General features: G+C 64.2%; 1 protein-coding gene. It reads right to left on the reverse strand.

The window, feature by feature from the left end; translation table 11 throughout:
* Positions 1–532 (reverse strand): helix-turn-helix domain-containing protein (locus tag LC041_RS17005; RefSeq protein ID WP_226534308.1); only part of this gene is annotated, 532 nt, incomplete at its 3' end.
* Positions 533–626: the final 94 nt, after the last annotated feature.

A 626-nucleotide genomic window follows, 5' to 3' on the forward strand; every position in this document is an offset into this window, starting at 1 on the left:
GTCCGGTGACGCGGGGATGGGCGGTGAGGTGGAGCAGGTAGCGGGAGTGGTCATCGATCCAGCCGATCACTTCGATGTCCGCGCCGGTGGTGAGGGTGACGTGGGTGAAATCGGATTGCCAGAGCTCGTTGGGGCGGTCGGCGGTGACGCGGTGCCAGGACGAGCGGGGACGTTTCTGCGGTTGGCGGTTGACTTTCCCGGCTGAGGTCAGGATTCGCCAGATCGTCACTCGGGACAGGGTGATGTGCTCTCGGTGGAGGTGCTCGCTGATCGTGTCCGCGCCGGCATCGACACCGAGGGCGGTGAGTTCATCCCGCAACGCGAGGACGCGTTCACGAATCTGGGCGGATGTCCGCGTCGGTGAGGAGTGGGGGCGCCGTGATCGGGGCTCGAATGCGGCGTCGCCCTCAAGAAGCCACCGGTGGTGGAGTTTGTGGACCAGCGCCTTCGAGACGCCGAAACGGGAGGCGACCTCACCGTAGGAGAGGTGTTGCACCGTCACGGCTTTGATCAGGATCTCGTACTTGGCCACCGTTCACGATGTCCTGAGACATCACCGCGCCACCAGACCCACCGTTCACGATGTCCCGAGACAGTCGTTCACGATGTCCTGAAACCAGACACCC

Source organism: Microbacterium paraoxydans, assembly GCF_020524545.1.
Lineage (GTDB): Bacteria > Actinomycetota > Actinomycetes > Actinomycetales > Microbacteriaceae > Microbacterium > Microbacterium paraoxydans_C.